Raw genomic sequence first — 15,979 nt, forward strand, 5'->3', positions numbered from 1 at the left:
GCCGGCGATGGGGAGCGTGCGTCTGTGAACCGGGAAATTCCCGCGGAAAGCGCCAGAAATGGCGAAATTCCGAAGTTCCAAAAGCCACTCTTCGGAACGACGCCACCTTCCGCCCTGTCAGGTCTCGTTGTTCAGACCTTCCCTAAGCTCATGAACTCACTGGGTTTGCGCAGGCGGGCGCTAGTGGGGCGGGGATTGGGGATTCGGTATTGCGGATTCGCAACGGCGGCGCTACTGCGACGGGGCTCGCTGCGATGGGGCTCGCTGCGATGACGACAATTGCTCAAACAAGCTAGCGACCACGGCTTTTTTTTTGACCAATCCCCAATGCCGAATCCCCAATCCCCGCCCATGACTACCGGCACATTCACTATAGCTAGGTTCTACATAGCATCACCTTCAACCTAGCGGAGATGGCCGATGAGCGAGCCGGATATCCACCTACGCAAATTTCAGAAGGAACTGAGTGCGGGCACGGTCTCGTTGGCCTTGCTGGCCGTCCTGGCACAGGCCGATACACCGCTGTACGGCTACCTCATCGCCAAGCGGCTCGAGCGTCTGGAGGGCGTGCTCAGCGGCAAGCAGAGCGCCCTGTATCCGGTGCTGCGCAATCTGGAAGGGGCCGGGTTGCTGCACAGCCATGTCGAGCCCTCGGCCTCCGGGCCACCGCGGCGGTATTACCGCATCACCGACAGCGGGCGTGACTGCCTGCGCGACTGGACCGCCGCCTGGCGTGCCACCCGAGATTCCGTTGATTCAGTGCTGGAGGGGACCCACTCATGAAGACAGTTGCACAGGCACACCCGTTGCCGACCACCATTGGCGATTATCTGCTGCAGCTGCGCCAGGCGCTGTCCGGTGCAGATCCGGCAATGATCCAGGACGCGCTTTACGACGCCGAAGAGTATCTGCGTTCGGAACTGGCAGAACAGAAAGGCAAGAGCGAGGCCGAGGTCATTGCCTGCGTGGCCAGCAGCTACGGCGCGCCGGAGGAAGTGGCAGAGATCTACCGCGAAACCGAGGTGACCGTGGCACGCGCACTGCGTTCCCCGGTGCCACCGAGGCGGGCATCGTGGATCGGCACGTTCTTCGGTGTGGCCGCCGACCCCCGCACCTATGGCGCCTTGTTCTACATGCTGCTGTCGCTGCTCACCGGGGTGTTCTATTTCACCTGGGTCGTGACTGGCGCCAGCCTGTCGATCGGGATGTTGATCCTGATCATCGGCGTGCCGCTGCTGGTGTTGTTCTTCGGCTCGGTGCGGGTGTTGTCGCTGGTGGAAGGCCGCGTGGTCGAGACGCTGCTCGGCGTGCGCATGCCGCGTCGCCCGCAATACCCGGGCCTGCAAGGTGGTTGGCTGCAGCGTATCGGCGCGATGTTCACCGATGCGCGGACCTGGAGCACGATGCTGTATTTCCTGCTGATGCTGCCGCTGGGCATTCTGTATTTCACTGTGTTTTGCACGCTGCTGGCGCTGTCGTTGGGCCTGGCCGCTTCACCGATCGCGGTGCTGTTCGACAACCTCGCCGTGCTGACCTGGGATGGCGTGGACATCACCAGCGCCTGGCTGACGCTGCCGTTGTTCGCAGCGGGCGTGCTGTTGTTGTTCGTTACGCTGCACCTGGCGCGCGCGTTCGGCAAGTTGCACGGCATGTTCGCCAAGCACCTGCTGGTCAAGGGCGGAGAAGCGGCCGCGTGATGCGCCTGGCCGAGATGTCAGCGTGCGCAGGGTCGGTGGTGGTGCTCGCTCGCCGGCATCACGTCGTCTCGCGGTTGCACGCAGATCGAAATGAACATCCCCGGCATTGCCGGGGATGTTGTGTGGATCAGGCGCGTTTGCCGCGCTTGCGGATCGGGGTCACGGTGGCCGGGTCGCGGCTACCCACCGGGTCGGCGTCGTAGCGGGCGATGAATTCGCGCACCTGCGGGTACACCACCTCGCGCCAGCGACGGCCGCTGAAGATGCCGTAATGGCCGGCGCCTTCCACCACCAGATGGCGCTGATGCGCCGCATCGATGCCGGTGCACAGATCGTGCACCGCCTCGGTCTGGCCGAGGCCGGCCATGTCGTCCAGCTCGCCTTCGATGCTCAGCAGCGCGGTATTGCGGATCGCCGAGGGCTTGACCAACTGGCCGTCCACCTTCCACTTGCCTTGCGGCAGCAGGAACTCCTGGAACACGACGCGAATGGTGTCCAGGTAATACTCGGCCGGCATGTCGAGCACGGCGTTGTATTCGTCGTAGAACTGCCGGTGCGCTTGCGCATCCTGCAGATCGCCCTTGACCAGATCGGTGTAGAAATCCCAGTGCGACATCACGTGCCGGTTGGGGTTCATCGACAGGAAGCCGGCGTGTTGCAGGAAGCCCGGATACACCTGGCGGCCATGGCCCGGATACGGGAACGGCACGGTGTGGATCAGGTTGTTCTGGAACCACTCGATGCCGTTTTCCGTGGCCAGGTTGTTGACCTGGGTGGGGCTGCGACGCGCATCGATCGGCCCGCCCATCATCACCAGCGAGCGCGGGGTGGGCTCGTCGTTGCTGGCCATCAGCGACACTGCAGCCAGCACCGGCACGGTAGGCTGGCACACGCTCACCACATGCAGGCGCTCGGCGCCGATATGGCGGATGAATTCCTGGATGTAGGTGATGTAGTCCTCGAGCCGGAACGCGCCGGCGTCCAGCGGTACCATGCGCGCGTCCACCCAGTCGGTCACATAGACCTTGTGGTTGCGCAGCAGGGTGCGCACGGTGTCGCGCAGCAACGTGGCGTGGTGGCCGGACAACGGCGCCACCACCAGCACGGCAGGCTGCTCCTTCATCTTGCCGATTAGCTCGACGTGGTCGCTGAAACGCTTGAAGCGCAGCAGCCGGCAGAACGGCTTGCTCAACACTTCGCGTTCGATGATCGGTAGCGAATGGCCATCGACCTCGACATCGTCGAGCGCCCAGGCCGGTTTTTCGTATTCCTTGCCCAGCCGGTGGAACAACTCGTTGCTGGCGGCCATGCGCTCGGCGCCCGGGAGCGAGGCCCACAGGCTGTCCGGGTCGGAAAACATCTTGGCGTTCGCCTGGGCCTGATGTACCCAGGGGGCTAGCAGATTGCGGGTCAGCTCATGCAGTTGATAAAGCATTCCACCCATCCGTGCGGTTTTGCTGCCGCGCAGCATACCGGTTTTGGCGCATTTGCACCTTAATGGGGCTGCGGACCGTTGAGGCTGCCATACGATTGACGGCAAGCGCGAGCGCGTTGATTTGCCGCGGTTTGGTTTGCCGCAAGTGGTGATGCTTTGGACGGCTGCGCGCGCCGAAAGCGCGCGTTCGGCGCAGAACCCTGCGGCCTGCTGGACGAGTCCCTCTCCTGTAGAGGAACACGTGAGGTCGGAGCGCAGCCCAGTGCACTCAGACTTCTTCAGCGCTCGATCTCCACCAGGCTTCGCACGTACCTCGTCCGCCCCTGCGGGGCACCTTCTCCCGGCGGGAAGGAATCAAGCCGCTCAGCCTGCGAGGAAGGCTGCGTGGACTGAAGCCCCTCTCCTGCGGGAGAGGGTTGCGGTAAGGGGGCGCGGCGAAGCCACTCGCCACGCGTGCCGCAACCGGCCAACGTTTTGCTTAGCCGCGTTCCAGTGCAGAGGCCTCATCGGCCAACTGTGGCGACAACCAGCAATGCGAGCCGAGTGCAGCAAACCCCACGCTGGCGAAGCGGCGCCGATACCAGCGCGCCGATCGCGCCTGGAAGCCGTCGTGATCGCCCTCGAACGCATCTTCTTCGGCGAAGGCTTCCAGAAACGCCACGCCTGCGCACATCTCGGCCAACCCCGGCAGGCCCTGGTTGAACTCGCGCGTGGGCACGTAATGCAGCACGTCCGAGCAGATCAGTAGATCCACCGGGGCGCACGGGCGCAGCCAGGCAAAATCGCCGAAGCGGGCAGGGTGGATCTGGCGACTGCGGCCATAGCGCTGCACCGCATAGGCGCTGCTGTCGAAACCCAGATAACTCAGCTTTGGCCGCAATGCCAACAACGGCGCGCGCCATGCGGCTTCGCCGCAGCCGACATCGAGCACGCTGCGGATCGGCCGTTCCAGGTAGTACTCGGCCTGGGCCACGGCGAGTGCGACCTTGCGTCGCAGGCGTGCGGGGTCGGCCAGCCCGGCATCGCGATACCAGCGGCGGAAATAGTGGGCGTCGTACTGTTTGGGGTCGGACTGCTGCATGGGCTTGGCTGCTTTCGCGCGCGCGGATAGGTGAAAATGCGGGCCATCCTACGCGAGCCAGCGGAGCCAGCGCATGACCCTGTATTTGTGGATCAAGACCTTCCACCTGTTGTTCGTAATCGCCTGGATGGCCGCGGTGTTCTACCTGCCGCGCATTCTGGTCAACATCGCCGAAGCCGGCAGCGACACCGCGGTGCGCGCGCGCCTGGTGTTGATGGGGCGGCGGCTCTATGCATTCGGCCACAGCATGCTCGGTCTGGCACTGCTGCTGGGGGCGGTGCTCTGGCAGGGTTATCGGGTCATCCCGGATTTCCCGACGATGGTCGCCGGCGGCTGGCTGCACGCCAAGCTGTTTGCCGTGGCATTGATTCTTGCCCATTACATCGTGTCCGGGCGCTGGGTCAAAGGCGCCGAACAGGGGCGTGCAGTGCCCAGCGGTTGGGCGCTGCGCTGGTTCAACGAAGCACCGGTGATCCTGCTGGTCGGCGTGATCTGGTTGGTGCTGGCCAAGCCGTTCTGAGCGCATTGCCCACCGCATCTGCGTACGCCTGACGGCTCCGGCGCGCCGGTGCCAAGGCTGCTACTGCCGAAAAAATACGGGGCATTCCGGTGTCCCGCCGCGCATGCCTGTGGTGGTTCATGGAGGGACGGCCAGTGACGTGGAGATGTGCGCACCGGGCAAAAGGGCCGATGAATCTTAGGGTCCGCGCGAGCGCGACGACGAATTCATGCGCCTGACGGGTGTTGCTTGAGCAGCATCTCCAGATACCGTTTCTGGTGTCCGGCAAATCCCTTTCTGCCGTATAGCGCGTAAATTTTGCCGAAGGCAGCATAGGCGCGTGCCTCATCCCCGAGCTGCAGCATCGCTTCGCCTTCGGTCATCAGCACAAGATGGTCGGTGTGGTCTGGGTCGTCGTACATCAGTGCCATCACCTGGATCCATCGAAGCACGTTTTCCTGATCGTGCAGGTCGGCGTAATCCTTGACGAAACTTGCAGACAGGCTTTGCGGGTAATAATCCCAGTTCGCCTTAGGTTCGGGGATCAGCGCCCACGCCTGTAATCCCAAGGCGAGCGATTCGGCCAGGGCGCCGCTGCGAAACCGCTGTGTGGATTGCTCCAGCAGACGATCGATCTCGGCTCTCAGACCTGCCTCGATTTCAGGCTTCCTTTGCATGGTGATGGCCTTGATCAGGTTGCCAAGCGATTGGTTGCCGAGCGATGCGATGTGCGTGACCTGCAGCTACACGGGCGTCGTGTTGGCTGCTCTCAGGCGCCGGTGTCGAGCTCGCGCAGGCCCTTGCGCGCCAGGTCGACCCAGGCGCGTTGCTCGCGTTGGTAATGCTTGGGCGAGGCGGCGGCGTGACGCAGCACCTGTTCGTACACCGCCCTGGCCTGGTCATTGCGTGCGATGCGCTGCAGCAGTTGTGCATAGCGCACGCGTGCTTCTTCGCCCGGATAGCCTTGCGCCAGCGTGTCGTATTCGTGCAAGGCAGCCTCGGTGTCGCCACTGCCTTCGACCGCGCGCGCATACAGCAGGTGCCCGTCATGCGAGCGGAAGCTGGGGTTGGCTGCGATCAAGGCATCCAGGGTCTGCCGCGTCTGCTGCGGTCGGCCCAGCCCGAACTGCGCCTTGGCCAGGCCGAGCATCAGGTGCGGATCGTCGCGATAGAGTCCACGCAAGGCCCCCTGGTAATGCTCGGCGGCCTGGGCGTAATCGCCGCGCGCCAGCAAGGTCTCTGCGAGCTGGCGGCGATTTTCCGGTGTGTCGGCCACATCCAGCCGGCGTGAGGCATCGCGCTGTTCGCGTTGCGGGTCCAGGGTGCTGCGCACGCGCTTGAGGCCACGGCGTGCATAGGGGTCGTTGCGCAGATCGGGGATGACCGCCACGCACACATAGACCAGCACCGCCAGCAGCGAAAACGCCAGCAGCAGGAAGATCCAGTACAAGGGCCGCCCGCTGCGCACGACGTGGACGCAGCAGGCGGCTTGCAGCAGCAGTGAGATCAGCAGGAGCGGAGACATGCGGGTGTGGCGTCCTTTCCATGGCCGCGCACTTGGCGCGGCCGGCCTTCGTGCGAATCAATGCCCTTCGTAGGCACCGTAGCTGCGCAGACGCTCGTAACGCTGCTGCAGCAACGTATCCACTGGAATCTTTTCCAGCGCGTCCAGCTCGTTGAGCAGTACCGCTTTCAGGCGCTTGCCCATCTGTTCGGGATTGCGATGCGCACCGCCGGTGGGTTCACGGATCACCTTGTCGACCAGGCCCAGGCCTTTCAGGCGCTTGGCGGTCAGACCGAGCTGTTCGGCGGCGTCCTTGGCCTTGGCCGCGTCCTTCCACAGGATCGAGGCACAGCCTTCCGGCGAAATCACCGAATAGGTGCCGTATTCCAGCATCAGGGTACGGTCGCCCACGCCGATCGCCAACGCGCCGCCGGAGCCGCCTTCGCCGATCACGGTGCAGATCACCGGGATTTTCAGCTCGGCCATTTCCAGCAGGTTGCGCGCGATCGCCTCGGACTGGCCGCGCTCCTCGGCACCGATGCCCGGATACGCGCCGGGCGTGTCGATGAAGGTCAGCAGCGGCAGGCGGAAGCGCTCGGCCAGCTTCATCAGGCGCAGCGCCTTGCGGTAGCCCTCCGGGCGCGGCATGCCGAAGTTGCGTGCCACCTTGGTCTTGGTATCGCGGCCCTTCTGGTGCCCGATGATCACCACCGGGCGGCCGTCGATACGGCCCAGGCCACCGACGATGGCCTTGTCGTCGGCGTAGGCGCGGTCGCCGGCCAGTTCCTGGAACTCGTCGCAGATGGTGTTGATGTAGTCCAGCGTGTACGGGCGCTGCGGATGACGCGCCAGCTGCGAGACCTGCCAGGCCGACAGATCGCGGAAGATCTGCGCGGTGCGCACGCGCAGCTTGTCGCGCAGCGCACGCACTTCGGTCTCCACGTTGACCGCAGGCCCGGTACTGGCCTTGCGCAGTTCCTGGATCTTTGCTTCCAGATCGGCGATGGGTTGCTCGAAGTCGAGGTAGTTAGGATTCATGCAATGGCGTCGTCAACGTAAGGCGGGGAGTGTAGCTGAAGCGGTGTGGCTGGCCCGTACGCAGCCGTGCGGTTGCACGGCAGGGATTGGGGATTCGGGATTCGTAACGGCGGTCTGTTGCAGCGCCGAAGTCGCAGTGCTGCTGTTACGAACCCCCAATCCCGAATCCCGGCTCCTCACGCCCACGGCGGGTTGTACTTGATCTTCAAGGTCCGCACCGCAGGGTCTGCGCGCAGGCTGTCCATCAGCTGCTGGTCGATCCGCACCGAATGGTTGCCGTTGAGGTCGAGCATGCCGGCCACGCCCCCGCTGGGCGCGCGCAGCAGCAGGTCCAGGCGCAGGGGCGTCCTGCCGGGGCGGTGCTTGGCCAGCAGGGCGTCGATGCGCTTGAAGGCCTGCTTTTCGCGCAGGTCCAGGCGCAGCGACAGCCGCTGCGCGTGGTCGGCGCAGATCTGCTCGTAGTCCCAGCACTGGCGGATGCGCAGGCTATAGCCGCCGTTGAATTCGTCCTCGCGCAGGCCGCCCTTGACGATCAGGATGCGGTCGCGGGTGAGCAGGTGGCCGAACTCGGCCATCGCGTCGGAGAACGCACTGCATTCGACCCGGCCGCGGCCGTCTTCGAGCTGCACGAACACCTGGCTGTCGCCCTTGCGGCGTACGCCGACCACCTGGCCGGCCAGGATCGCGCTCACTTCCGGCCGCCAGGCGCGTTTTTCGCCATCGCCCCCGCCGCCCCCGCCACCACGTTGTTGCGAGGCCAGGATCTTTTCCAGCGCACCCAGATCGCAACCGACCAGCTCGCGGACTTCTTCGCGGTGCGGGTCGAACGGGTGGCCGCTGAGGTAGAAGCCCAGCGTTTCGCGCTCGCCGGTGAGCAGCTGGCCCAGCGGCCATTCCTTGCTCTCGGGCAGGTCCAGGCGCATCGCCGGGGCGCTCGGGTCCGGCCCGCCGAACAGCGAGTTCTGTCCGGAGGCGCGCTCACGCGCCATCTGCTCGGTAGCCTTCATCACCTCCGGCAACTGCAGCATCAGCGAAGCACGGTTCTTGCCCAGGCCATCCATCGCGCCGGCATTGATCATGGCTTCCAGCGTGCGCCGGTTGAGCTTTGCGGTGCCCACGCGCGTGCAGAAATCCAGCAGCGTGGTGTAGGGGCCGCCGCGCTGGCGTTCTTCGACGATCGCCTCGCAGGCGCCCTGGCCGACGCCCTTGATCGCGCCCAGGCCGTATTGAATGGTGTCCGGGCTGGCGGCGGCGAACATGTACGCCGACTTGTTGACGCGCGGCGGTTTGACGGTGAGGCCGAGGTTGCGCACCTCATCCAGAAAGCCCACCACCTTGTCGGTGTTGTCCATGTCCGAGGACAGCGTGGCGGCCATGAATTCGGCTGGGTAATGGCGTTTCAGCCACGCGGTCTGGTAGCTGACCAGCGCGTAGGCGGCGGCGTGCGACTTGTTGAAGCCGTAGCCGGCGAACTTCTCCATCAGGTCGAAGATTTCGTCGGCCTTGGCGGCGCTCACGCCGCCCTTGGCCGCACCTTCGCGGAAGATTTCGCGGTGCTTGGCCATTTCGGCCGGCACCTTCTTGCCCATCGCGCGACGCAGCAGGTCGGCGCCGCCCAGCGAATAATCGCCGACGATCTGCGCCATCTGCATCACCTGCTCCTGGTACACCATGATGCCGTAGGTGTCTTTCAGGATGACTTCGGTGCGCGGATCGGGGTAGACGATCTCCTGCTGGCCGTGCTTGCGCGCGTTGAAGTCCGGGATCAGGTCCATCGGGCCGGGACGGTACAGCGACACCAGCGCGATCAGGTCTTCGAAGCGGTCCGGGCGCGCGTCCTTGAGCAGGCGGCGCATGCCCGAGGATTCGAACTGGAACACCGCACCGGTATTGCCCGAGGCGAACACGCCCTTGTAGGTGGGCACGTCGTCGAGCGGAATGGCGGTGATGTCGACCGGGTCGATGCCGGCGCGCGCGTGGCGCACGTTGATCGCCTTGACTGCCCAATCGATGATGGTCAGCGTGCGCAGGCCAAGGAAGTCGAACTTCACCAGACCCACCGCCTCGACGTCGTCCTTGTCGAACTGGGTCACCGGGTTCTTGCCGCGGCCGTCTTCGTCGTGTTCGGCGAACAGCGGGCAGAACTCGGAAAGCGGATCGGGCGCAATCACCACGCCGCCGGCGTGCTTGCCGGCGTTGCGGGTGAGGTCTTCGAGCTGGCGCGCCAGATCCATCAGGTCGCGCACGTCGTCTTCGACCTGGTAGCGCTGGATCAGATCCGGCGAGGCCATCTCCGAATCCTTGCCTTCGCCCATCGCATCCTTGAGCGTGATGCCCAGGATGTTGGGGATCAGCTTGGCCACGCTGTCGACCAACCCATACGAAAAGCCCAGCACGCGGCCGGCATCGCGCACCACCGCCTTGGCGGCCATGGTGCCGTAGGTGATGATCTGGCTGACGCGTTCGCGGCCGTACTTGCGCGCCACGTAGTCGATGACTTCGTCGCGCCGGTCCATACAGAAGTCGATGTCGAAGTCGGGCATCGACACGCGCTCTGGATTCAGGAAGCGCTCGAACAGCAGGTTGTAAGGCAGCGGGTCCAGGTCGGTGATCTGCAGCGCCCAGGCCACCAGCGAGCCGGCACCGGAGCCGCGGCCCGGGCCGATCGGAATGCCCTGGTTTTTGCCCCACTGGATGAAGTCGGCCACGATCAGGAAGTAGCCGGGAAAGCCCATCTTGATGATGGTGTCCAGCTCGAATTCGAGCCGGTCCACATAGTCCTGGCGGGTCTTGCCCGGCGCGATCGGGTTCTTTTCCAGGCGTGCGGCCAGACCCTGTCGCGACTGGCTGCGGATCCAGCTGTCCAGCGTTTCGTCTTCCGGCACCGGGTAGGCGGGCAGGAAGTAGGTGCCCAGGCGCATCTCGATGTTGCAGCGCTGCGCCAGCGCGTGGGTGTTGTCGATGGCGTCGGGGATGTCGGCGAACAGCGCCGCCATCTCCTCGCTGGACTTTATGTACTGCTGGTCGCTGTAGTCGCGCGGGCGCTTGGGATCGTCCAGCACGCGGCCGGAGGAAATGCAGACGCGCGCTTCGTGCGCATTGAAGTCGCTGGCGTACAGAAAACGCACGTCGTTGCTCGCCACCACCGGCAGCCCGCGCACGCCCGCGGCGTGCAGGGCGAACTGGTTGAAGCGTTCCTCGCCATCGCGGCCGGTGCGGGTGAGCTCCAGGTGCAGGCCATCGCCGAACACGCGCTGCCAGTCGGCCAGCTGTTGCTCGGCCAGATCCGCGCGGCCCTCGTTGAACAGGCGCCCGGCCAGGCTGTCGCGGCCGGCCAGCGCAAACAGGTTGGCGTGCCCGGCCTGCAGCCATTCGGGATGGATCGCCACACCGCCTTCGGGGCGGTGGCCTTCCATCCAGGCGCGGGTGAGCAGCCGCGACAGGCTCAGGTAGCCTTCACGGTCGCGGCAGAGCAGGGTCATGCGCCACGGGGTCATGTCCGGCGTGGCGATCATCACGTCGGCGCCGGCGATCGGCTTGATGCCGACGCCTTCGGCGGCCTTGTAGAACTTGACCAGCGCGAACAGGTTGTTGAGGTCGGTGACTGCCAGCGCGGGCATGTCGAGTTCGACTGCCCGGCTCAGCAGGTTGGCCTGCTTGGCCTTTTTCGGGTCAGCCTGATCCGGTTTCTCGGGCACACGGATGGTGGAATCCGCCAGCGAGAACTCGGTGTGGACGTGCAGATGGACGAAGCGGGAAGTGGACATGCGGGACCGGAATAATGCGCGGTCAGGGTACCGGCGGGGGCGGGGGCGAACAAGGCTTGACAGCGGGGGGCGGGACCCGGGACCGGAGACCTGGAAGGGCGGTCAATCGCTTGCCGGGCCGGCGCTGCACAGGCATCCGAGGACCGCAGGGCCGAGACGAGTGGAATGATGTGTGCCTGGAGCCACTGCGCACGGCACGCAATCAATGTGCGGCTGTTCAGGCTCCGACGCGCAGCCGGACACGCCGATGCCGACCCTGGCGTCTCTTACAGCGGCGCAACCAATTGCCCGACCTGCAACTGCTCCAGGTCCCGGGTCCCGTGACCCGGTTCCAGGCCTTCACGGCCTTGCAGCGCCAGACGCACCGGCGCAAAACTGCGCCGGTGTTGCGGGCATGGCCCGTGGGTTTGCAACGCGGCCAGATGCACCGGCGTGCTGTAACCCTTGTGCTGATCGAAGCGATATTCCGGGTGCCGCGCGTGCAGTTCGTGCATCAGCCGGTCGCGCGTCACCTTGGCCACGATCGAGGCGGCCATGATGGCGCGGTCCAAGGCGTCGCCACCGATCAACGCCTCGGCCGGGCAGGGCAGCCCCTTGGGCACGCGGTTGCCATCGATGCGCGCGAACCCGGCCACATGCGCCACGCCTTCCACTGCGCGCCGCATGCCGAGCATGGTCGCCTGGTAGATATTGATGCGGTCGATCTCTTCGCTGTCGATCAACACCACCGACCACGCCAGCGCCCGGTCGACGATGCGCGCATACAGCTGCTCGCGCCGCTCGGCCGTGAGCTGCTTGGAATCGTCCAGCCCGTTGATGCGCGGCTTGCCGGGGTCGAACACCACGGCGGCCACGGCCACCGGCCCGGCCAGTGGGCCGCGGCCAGCTTCGTCGACACCGGCGATCAAACGCCGCGATTCGACATTCGGGATTTGGGATTGGTCAAACAAGGGCGACTGGCGCGCCTCGGCGTCGGCGCTATCGGCCTGGGTGCCTAAAGCAATGATTTTCATGCCTTCGCTCCTGCCGAATCCCCAATCCCGACTCCCGACTGCCGGCCTTCCAGCAGCCCAGCCACCGCATCCGCTGCCCGCGCCGACGCATCGCAGCGCAACTCCGCGTGCAGGGCCAGGTAGCGCGGCTGCAGGGCGGCGACCTTGTCGGGGTGTTTGAACCAGTCCAGCAGTGCCACGCACAGCCGCTCGGGGGTGCAGTCGTCCTGCATCAGTTCCGGCGCCAGGTCGTCATTGGCCAGGATATTGGGCAGGGCGTAGCGGTTGACCTTGAGCAGGCCCAGCAGCTTGACGATGCGGTAGGTGAGCGGAGCGACCTTGTAGCCCACCACCATCGGGCGCTTGACCAGCATCGCTTCCAGCGTGGCGGTGCCGGAGGCCAGCAGTACCACGTCGGCGGCCAGCATGGCGGTACGCGCCTGGCCGTCGAGCAGATGCGAGCGCATCACCGGCAGCGACGAGCGTGACAGCTGCTCGGCCAGCAGGTGCTTGCAGCCTGGATTGGCGGCCGGTACCAGCACGTGCAGATTGGGCAGGTGCTCGGACACCAGCCAGGCCGCCTGGAAAAAGGTGTCGCCGAGCCGGCTGATTTCGCCGTGACGGCTGCCTGGCAATACTGCCAGGACAGTGCTGGAGGCGGACAGGCCCAGCGTTGCGCGCGCTGCTGCGCGGTCGGCCTGGTAGGCAATATCGTCGGCCATCGGGTGGCCGACAAAGCGGGCGTCCACGCCATGCTTGGCATAGATCGGCGGCTCCATCGGAAACAGGCACAGCACCAGATCGGCGCTGACGCCGATTTTTTCGGCACGCTTCTCGCGCCACGCCCACACCGACGGGCTGACGTAGTGCACGGTCTTGATCCCGCGCTGCTTGAGCCAGCGTTCCACCGGCAGATTGAAATCCGGCGCGTCGATGCCGATGAACACGTCCGGCTTCCACGCCAGCACCCGCTCGCGGAACGCGCTGCGCAGCTTGAGCAGGCGCGGCAGATGCCGCAGCACCTCGGTCAGGCCCATCACCGCCAGTTCGCTGGCATCGAACCAGGTCTGGCAACCGGCGCCACGCATCGCATCGCCACCGATGCCCACGAATTCGGCATTTGGATAGCGCAGCCGCAACTGCTCGATCAGCCCCGCGCCGAGACTGTCGCCAGAGGCCTCGCCGGCGATCAGCGCGATGCGCGGTGCGCGGAGATTGGGGATTGCGGATTGGGGATTGGCCAGCGCGTCGTGCACGACTTCGCCCGGTGTGGTGTGGACGCTTTGCATCCCCAATCCCGAATCCCGAATCCCGGCCGTCATCGTAACAACGGCCGTTCTGCTGCTTCGATGAACTCGAGCATCCCGCGCACATCGTCGCTGCTCTTGGCCTGTTCGGCCAGCTGCAGCTTGGCATCTGCCAGCGGCAGGCCGGCGACGTACAGCGTGCGGTAGGCGCGCTTGATCGCGGTGATGCGTTCGGCGTCGAAACCGCGGCGCTTGAGCCCTTCGCTATTGATGCCGCGCGGACGCCCCAGCGATTCGCTGCCCACCATGGTGAACGGCGGGACGTCGCCGTTGGTCAGCGCGCCCATGCCCAGGAAGGCGTGCGCGCCGATACGGCAGAACTGATGCGCGCCGGCAAAACCGCTGATGATCACGTAGTCGCCGACGGTGACGTGGCCGGCCAGCGTGGTGTTGTTGGAGAACACGCAGTGGTTGCCCACATGGCAGTCGTGCGCCACGTGCGTATAGGCCAGCATCCAGTTGTCGTTGCCGACCACGGTGATGCCGCCACCACCGCCGGTGCCGCGATTGATGGTGACGAATTCGCGGATCACGTTGCCGTCGCCGATCACCAATTCGGTCCGTTCGCCAGCGTACTTCTTGTCCTGCGGTTCGCCGCCGATCGCGGCGTGGCCGATGAAGCGGTTGTTGCGACCGATCCGGGTCGGGCCGTGGATCGAGCAATGTGGCCCCACCTCGGTGCCCGCCCCGATCTGCACATCGGCGCCGATCAGCGAGAAGGCGCCGACGCGGACGTCGTCCGCCAGCGTTGCCGATGGATCGATGACCGCCGTCGGATGAATCAAAGGTGTTGAATCGCGCATCGTGTCTTACTCCGAAAGCGGGGGATTACCTGGCGCCGGCGCACATCACCTCGGCACTGGCCACCACTTCGCCGTCGACCTTGGCTTCGCCGTAGAAGCATCCCACGTTGCGGATCAGGCGCTTCATCTGCACTTCCATGATCAACACGTCGCCCGGGACCACCTGCTTGTTGAAGCGGGCCTTGTCCACCTTGACCATATAGAACAGCTGCGACAGGGCATCGCGGCCCAGGCCGAGCTGGGTCATCACGCCGCCGACCTGCGCCAGCGCCTCGATGATCAGCACGCCAGGCATGACCGGACGGTTCGGAAAATGGCCCTGGAAGAACGGTTCGTTGATGCTGACGTTCTTCTGCGCCACGATCCACTTGGTTTCAAGATCGAGTTCGAGGATGCGGTCGACCAGCAGAAACGGGTAACGGTGCGGGAGCAGCGTCTGGATCTGACTGACGTCGATCGGCAGTTCGTAAACGTGGTGGCTCATTGTTTCTCCTTGCCCACAGCCAGGATGCGCCTAGCGAGCGCATCAAGCTGCTTGAAGCGCGCGGCGTTTTTGCGCCACGTGCGATTGTCGGTGAGAGGGGTGCCGGACGAATACTCGCCCGGCTCATGGATGGAATTACGCACGACAGACTTGCCGGTGATCACCACCTTGTCGCAGATCTCCAGGTGGCCGACCACGCCGACATGCCCGCCAAGCAGGCAATAACGGCCGATCTTGGCGCTACCGGCAATGCCGGTGCAGCCGGCAATCGCACTGTGCGCGCCGATGCGGCAGTTGTGCGCGATCTGCACCAGGTTGTCCACGCGCACGTCTTCTTCCAGCACGGTGTCTTCCAGCGCGCCGCGGTCGATGCAGGTGTTGGCGCCGATTTCGCAGTCGTCGCCGATCACCACACCGCCAAGCTGCGGCACCTTGATCCAGTGCCCGGCATCCATGGCCAGGCCGAAGCCATCGGCGCCGATCACCGCACCGGGGTGGATGCGCACGCGCTTGCCCAGCCGCACGCGGGTGACCAGGGTGACGCGGGCAAGCAGCTCGCTGCCGGCGTCCACCACGCAGTCTTCGCCAATGATGCTGCCGGTGCCGATCACGCAGCCATCGCCCACGCGACTACGCGCGCCAATGCTGACGAACGGACCGACATGCGCGGTGGCCGAGACCTGGGCGGTCGGGTCGATCACCGCAGAGGCATGGATGCCCGGTTCGCGCACCGGGGCCACATCGAACAGCGCGGCGATCTTGGCGAACGCGGTATACGGGTCCTTGGCGACCAGCGCGGTGCCTTTGGCGGCCTCGGCATCGTCGGCACGCAGCACCACGACAGCGGCCTGGGTGTCGGCCAGTTGCGGACGATAGCGTGGGTTGGACAGGAAGCCCAGCTGGCCTGCGCCTGCATGGGCCAGGGTGGCGACGCCGCTGACTTCGGTGGTGCCGTCACCGACGACGGTCAACCCGAATTGTTCGGCAATCGCACTGGCGGTCAATCGCATCAGGGTAAACCTCGCGTAAACGATAATTGGCTGGTTTAACAGGGGGGGGAACGTCGCCAAAAGTTGGCTAAACAGTCGAGCGTATTGCTTACCGGGCCGCAACGATGCGGCGAACCCAGGAAGAAACATATGAAAACTGTTCTCTCCATTTTCGGTAGCGTGATCCTGCTGGGCGCAGTCACCAGTGCATCGGCCGACGATTTCGCGCAGCAGCGCACCAACGCTCTGAGCTTCTGGGACCAGCAGGTGCAATGCGTGGACGCATCCGATTGGGGCGCCACCGCCACCTGCCTGGGCAATGTCTGGAACAACTACTTCTAAAGCTGTTTCCTACCAGGGTGTTCAAACAACAATGGCGGCCC

General features: G+C 65.1%; 15 protein-coding genes. 4 read left to right on the top strand and 11 right to left on the bottom strand.

Translation table 11 applies throughout. The annotated features are described in order from the left end of the window. The first annotated feature begins 420 nt into the window (after positions 1-420). Positions 421-783, top strand: a complete 363-nt coding sequence (locus tag J7367_RS08420; protein WP_057662021.1) for a PadR family transcriptional regulator — start codon at positions 421-423, stop codon at positions 781-783. Continuing rightward, on the top strand, positions 780-1,697 hold the full coding sequence (locus J7367_RS08425) for a sensor domain-containing protein (RefSeq protein ID WP_057662018.1): 918 nt from the start codon (positions 780-782) through the stop codon (positions 1,695-1,697). Before J7367_RS08420 ends, J7367_RS08425 begins: the two co-directional genes overlap by 4 nt. 127 nt (positions 1,698-1,824) lie before the next feature. Here J7367_RS08425 and J7367_RS08430 read toward each other — a convergent pair whose 3' ends face one another. Next, positions 1,825-3,168 (bottom strand): polyhydroxyalkanoate depolymerase, encoded by a 1,344-nt coding sequence (locus J7367_RS08430; protein ID WP_176215038.1) that lies wholly within the window; start codon positions 3,166-3,168, stop codon positions 1,825-1,827. Between the two features lie 442 nt (positions 3,169-3,610). Then, positions 3,611-4,213, bottom strand: a complete 603-nt coding sequence (locus J7367_RS08435; protein ID WP_057662016.1) for a class I SAM-dependent methyltransferase — start codon at positions 4,211-4,213, stop codon at positions 3,611-3,613. A 73-nt stretch (positions 4,214-4,286) separates the two neighbouring features. Here J7367_RS08435 and J7367_RS08440 point away from each other — a divergent pair, with 73 nt between their 5' ends. Continuing rightward, a complete protein-coding gene (locus J7367_RS08440) occupies positions 4,287-4,733 on the top strand; it encodes a CopD family protein (protein WP_057662014.1) in 447 nt (148 codons plus the stop codon). 206 nt (positions 4,734-4,939) lie between these two features. On the opposite strand, the gene J7367_RS08445 is transcribed toward J7367_RS08440, so the two are convergent. The 9 genes from J7367_RS08445 to lpxD form a co-directional block, all read right to left on the bottom strand. Then, a complete protein-coding gene (locus tag J7367_RS08445; protein WP_244664001.1) occupies positions 4,940-5,455 on the bottom strand; it encodes a hypothetical protein in 516 nt (171 codons plus the stop codon). 26 nt (positions 5,456-5,481) lie between these two features. Then, a complete protein-coding gene (locus J7367_RS08450) occupies positions 5,482-6,237 on the bottom strand; it encodes a tetratricopeptide repeat protein (protein ID WP_057662007.1) in 756 nt (251 codons plus the stop codon). Between the two features lie 57 nt (positions 6,238-6,294). After that, positions 6,295-7,254 carry an acetyl-CoA carboxylase carboxyltransferase subunit alpha gene (locus J7367_RS08455; protein ID WP_005924942.1) on the bottom strand — a complete coding sequence of 320 codons (960 nt, stop codon included), beginning with the start codon at positions 7,252-7,254 and terminating at the stop codon, positions 6,295-6,297. A 176-nt stretch (positions 7,255-7,430) separates the two neighbouring features. Continuing rightward, complete coding sequence (gene dnaE / locus J7367_RS08460) at positions 7,431-11,021, bottom strand: DNA polymerase III subunit alpha (protein ID WP_057662005.1); 3,591 nt, start codon at positions 11,019-11,021, stop codon at positions 7,431-7,433. A 266-nt stretch (positions 11,022-11,287) separates the two neighbouring features. Further along, entirely contained in the window at positions 11,288-12,034 is a 747-nt protein-coding gene (locus tag J7367_RS08465; RefSeq protein ID WP_007965609.1) for a ribonuclease HII, read from the bottom strand. Beyond that, positions 12,031-13,335: a lipid-A-disaccharide synthase gene (lpxB, locus tag J7367_RS08470; protein ID WP_139792795.1), complete on the bottom strand. Its 1,305-nt coding sequence runs from the start codon at positions 13,333-13,335 to the stop codon at positions 12,031-12,033. Before lpxB ends, J7367_RS08465 begins: the two co-directional genes overlap by 4 nt. Next, complete coding sequence (lpxA, locus tag J7367_RS08475) at positions 13,332-14,123, bottom strand: acyl-ACP--UDP-N-acetylglucosamine O-acyltransferase (protein WP_003485381.1); 792 nt, start codon at positions 14,121-14,123, stop codon at positions 13,332-13,334. The genes lpxB and lpxA overlap by 4 nt, the downstream gene beginning before the upstream one ends. A gap of 25 nt (positions 14,124-14,148) precedes the next feature. Next, positions 14,149-14,607 (bottom strand): 3-hydroxyacyl-ACP dehydratase FabZ, encoded by a 459-nt coding sequence (gene fabZ / locus J7367_RS08480; protein WP_003485378.1) that lies wholly within the window; start codon positions 14,605-14,607, stop codon positions 14,149-14,151. Then, positions 14,604-15,617 (bottom strand): UDP-3-O-(3-hydroxymyristoyl)glucosamine N-acyltransferase, encoded by a 1,014-nt coding sequence (gene lpxD, locus J7367_RS08485; protein ID WP_057662000.1) that lies wholly within the window; start codon positions 15,615-15,617, stop codon positions 14,604-14,606. Before lpxD ends, fabZ begins: the two co-directional genes overlap by 4 nt. 129 nt (positions 15,618-15,746) lie before the next feature. Between lpxD and J7367_RS08490 the strand changes: the two genes are divergently transcribed. After that, the gene (locus tag J7367_RS08490) at positions 15,747-15,938 is read left to right on the top strand and encodes a hypothetical protein (protein ID WP_005911715.1); all 192 of its coding nucleotides are present in this window, start codon (positions 15,747-15,749) and stop codon (positions 15,936-15,938) included. Positions 15,939-15,979: the final 41 nt, after the last annotated feature.

Origin of the sequence: Xanthomonas sp. D-36-1 (assembly GCF_017746155.1) — a bacterium.
Lineage (GTDB): Bacteria > Pseudomonadota > Gammaproteobacteria > Xanthomonadales > Xanthomonadaceae > Xanthomonas > Xanthomonas cissicola.

Coding starts and splice junctions, on each gene's coding strand:
- fabZ (WP_003485378.1), bottom strand. CDS start 14,607: ATGAGCCACCACGTTTACGAACTGCCGATCGACGTCAGTCAGATCCAG.
- J7367_RS08430 (WP_176215038.1), bottom strand. CDS start 3,168: ATGCTGCGCGGCAGCAAAACCGCACGGATGGGTGGAATGCTTTATCAA.
- lpxB (WP_139792795.1), bottom strand. CDS start 13,335: ATGACGGCCGGGATTCGGGATTCGGGATTGGGGATGCAAAGCGTCCAC.
- J7367_RS08465 (WP_007965609.1), bottom strand. CDS start 12,034: ATGAAAATCATTGCTTTAGGCACCCAGGCCGATAGCGCCGACGCCGAG.
- dnaE (WP_057662005.1), bottom strand. CDS start 11,021: ATGTCCACTTCCCGCTTCGTCCATCTGCACGTCCACACCGAGTTCTCG.
- J7367_RS08455 (WP_005924942.1), bottom strand. CDS start 7,254: ATGAATCCTAACTACCTCGACTTCGAGCAACCCATCGCCGATCTGGAA.
- J7367_RS08440 (WP_057662014.1), top strand. CDS start 4,287: ATGACCCTGTATTTGTGGATCAAGACCTTCCACCTGTTGTTCGTAATC.
- lpxD (WP_057662000.1), bottom strand. CDS start 15,617: ATGCGATTGACCGCCAGTGCGATTGCCGAACAATTCGGGTTGACCGTC.
- J7367_RS08420 (WP_057662021.1), top strand. CDS start 421: ATGAGCGAGCCGGATATCCACCTACGCAAATTTCAGAAGGAACTGAGT.
- J7367_RS08450 (WP_057662007.1), bottom strand. CDS start 6,237: ATGTCTCCGCTCCTGCTGATCTCACTGCTGCTGCAAGCCGCCTGCTGC.
- J7367_RS08435 (WP_057662016.1), bottom strand. CDS start 4,213: ATGCAGCAGTCCGACCCCAAACAGTACGACGCCCACTATTTCCGCCGC.
- J7367_RS08490 (WP_005911715.1), top strand. CDS start 15,747: ATGAAAACTGTTCTCTCCATTTTCGGTAGCGTGATCCTGCTGGGCGCA.
- lpxA (WP_003485381.1), bottom strand. CDS start 14,123: ATGCGCGATTCAACACCTTTGATTCATCCGACGGCGGTCATCGATCCA.
- J7367_RS08425 (WP_057662018.1), top strand. CDS start 780: ATGAAGACAGTTGCACAGGCACACCCGTTGCCGACCACCATTGGCGAT.